Annotated in this window: 2 protein-coding genes; both read left to right on the top strand. The window is 55.6% G+C overall.

Annotated elements, in window-relative coordinates; genetic code table 11:
* Positions 1–418 precede the first annotated feature (418 nt).
* Positions 419–895 (top strand): CHRD domain-containing protein, encoded by a 477-nt coding sequence (locus ACP5E6_RS18190; protein ID WP_427956702.1) that lies wholly within the window; start codon positions 419–421, stop codon positions 893–895.
* A 626-nt stretch (positions 896–1,521) separates the two neighbouring features.
* Positions 1,522–2,520: an alpha/beta fold hydrolase gene (locus ACP5E6_RS18185; protein ID WP_427956699.1), complete on the top strand. Its 999-nt coding sequence runs from the start codon at positions 1,522–1,524 to the stop codon at positions 2,518–2,520.
* Positions 2,521–2,572: the final 52 nt, after the last annotated feature.

Here is a 2,572-nt window from a genome sequence, read left to right as displayed (position 1 = left end):
CGACATAGGGTGTCCGAGGGATCGTGTCCGCCGATTTGGTTCACCCTTGATGAAACCCGGCCACTGGGGTGCTTCGCAAGAAGTTGGACGGCATTGACATCAGTCAGGAAGGCCAAAGAAGGGAGACCTCCAATGATCTGTTCACTCCTTCGACTATGACGTCATTTCTCTATACGCGAAGTTGTGATAGCCAGAGTCGAGACAGATTCGCATGTAATCCTGTAATATCTGCATATAAGTCAGGGCCTTAGACCGAAATTAGGCGCAGCGATCCTTCGAAATTAGCGAACCCGTTGCTCAATGTCTCAAGTTACCCAGACCGCACTGAGTCCTTGCTGTTTCCGCCTCGCGGGCAGGGTGATGATTTTGAGTCGCTTGTCAAACTGTTTGATTGATTGAATATTGCCCTGTGAGATAAATGAAACGATCGGAAAACAAAATGGAACACAGAAATATGAAGAAGCGCATCCCTTTACTATTTCTTGCTGGCCTTCTCGCAGGAGGAACGGCAATAGCACAAGCAAAAATAATTCATTTGCATGCCACCTTGCACCCGGTGAAAGGGGTCTTGACTAAGGGGAGCGGCAAGATGACAGGCAATTACAATACCAAGACGGATACCGTCCGCTGGAGGGTACTGTATCACAATCTCACGAGCAAGGTGATCATGGCCCATTTCCACGGACCTATCACAAAACCCGGCCAGAATGCCGGCATCCAAGTCTGGCTGACAAAACCCCCCGCTCACCCAATGCCAGTCGCTCCGATCGTCGGAAGTGCAAAAGTTTCCCCGACGCAAGCGAAAGAACTTCTCAGTGGCGAATGGTATGTCCTGATCCATACCAAAAAACATCCTGCTGGTGAGATCCGCGGCAGGGTCCTCACAGGCACGTGACATTGTGAGACACAGCGTGACGTTCTGAGGGCTAGAGTTTGGATGAGTTTGAGCCCTTTCGAATAGCGATTTGGTGTTCAGCGAGATCGATGGAACTTTGATCACCAAAGGATCGACGTTGTCTGGCTTGACGGTTGTGCGAGTGCGCGAGGACAGCGAGGAGTGGCACGCAAACCCTGCGGGCGCCGCGTGCCACCGTTGGCCCACATTTCACGACGCGGCGGAGGGATCAGCAGATGTAGCGCTGGGTACCCGGCAGAGGTCTTCGCTGAGGCAACCTGGGTTTGGCCTCTGGACCCGCATGATGGTCAGTGAACTTATCAAACGAAAGTTGGCCGTTCGCCAGTGGTTGACTGCCAATAATCGTGCGACTTGGCCAGATCAAACTGAGCGTGAAGAAACCTCTGCAATGTCCCAACCGGGGAAACCCTCGGATCATCAAGCCCCGGTGGAACGAGCGTTATACTCCGATCGCTCGGCTAGCGAAGTCAGCCACAGAAATTCCACGCCAATCGCTAAACCAGCATTCTTTCACGACCCCCGTCAAACGCATCGGGTTTGGCTCGGTTGCTCGGAGACACGGTGAGGGGTAGGTCGGAAATAACCAGCGGTTGTAGCAGAATCTGATGCCAAATCTCGTCATAATTGCCTATCGAGTCAGATTTTTTGCTTTACTGATCGCCCTAGCCGGTTGCGCCACACCGTTCAGGATCCCGCATGCAACGCCGAACCATCCAATCGTAACCAACGGCTATTTCACCCTGCGATCGGGCGCGCGGCTGCCATACCGGGACTGGTTGCCGAAGGGGCCACCTCGCGCGATCGTACTCGCGCTGCACGGGTTCAACGACAGCCGAAACGCGTGGGCGCTCATTGCGCCTGAGTTCGTCCGCGCCGGCATCGCTATATTTGCGCCAGACCAACGTGGGTTCGGCGCGGCACCAGATCGTGGTTTCTGGCCCGGCACGGGGCGCCTGGTGGGCGATGCCAGGCAGATGGCGGCCATCCTCGACCATCGCTATCACAGCGTACCGTTGACATTGATGGGTGAAAGTATGGGCGGCGCAATCGCACTGCTTGTTGGTGCCCAGGGGGACCGGTCAATCGCATCCTACGTCCTGATCTCACCAGCGGTGTGGGGAGGCCCTGCGATGGGAGGGCCCCTGCACGTGAGTTTAATGGTAGCTGATACATTCACTCCGTGGGTGCGTCTGACCGGACAACAAGCTCATATTCTGGCTAGCGACAATATCCCCGCCCTGATTGCGCTATCGGAAGACCCGCTGACAATCCATGCGACACGAATCTCGACGGTCGCCGGACTTGTGCGCTTGATGGGACGTGCCCAGCACGCCTGCCGATCGTTTGATCCGGCCCATGCCCTCATACTTTATGGTGGACACGATGAGCTGATCCCGAAGGCAGCGATGGCGCGATGCTGGCGGCACCTACCGGACAGTCCAGGCATTCGTCTAGCCTACTATCCAGCCGACTATCATCTGATGTTGCTCGATCATCAACGCCGGATTCCGGCCGCCGACATCATACACTTTATCCTGCACCCGGACCGGCCACTGCTCTCGGACGCTGCGACCAACGCGATGATTTTCGCGGCGGAGCATTGAATGCCAACCAACGATAGGTCACGTCCCCGGTCGAAGAACGGTCATCATTCAA

This window comes from Acidiphilium sp. (genome assembly GCF_049977125.1).
Classification (GTDB): Bacteria; Pseudomonadota; Alphaproteobacteria; order Acetobacterales; family Acetobacteraceae; genus Acidiphilium.
The sequence above is the reverse complement of the archived record's forward strand: the minus strand, read 5'-3'. Positions and strand labels throughout refer to the sequence as shown.

Coding starts and splice junctions, on each gene's coding strand:
- ACP5E6_RS18190 (WP_427956702.1), top strand. CDS start 419: ATGAAACGATCGGAAAACAAAATGGAACACAGAAATATGAAGAAGCGC.
- ACP5E6_RS18185 (WP_427956699.1), top strand. CDS start 1,522: ATGCCAAATCTCGTCATAATTGCCTATCGAGTCAGATTTTTTGCTTTA.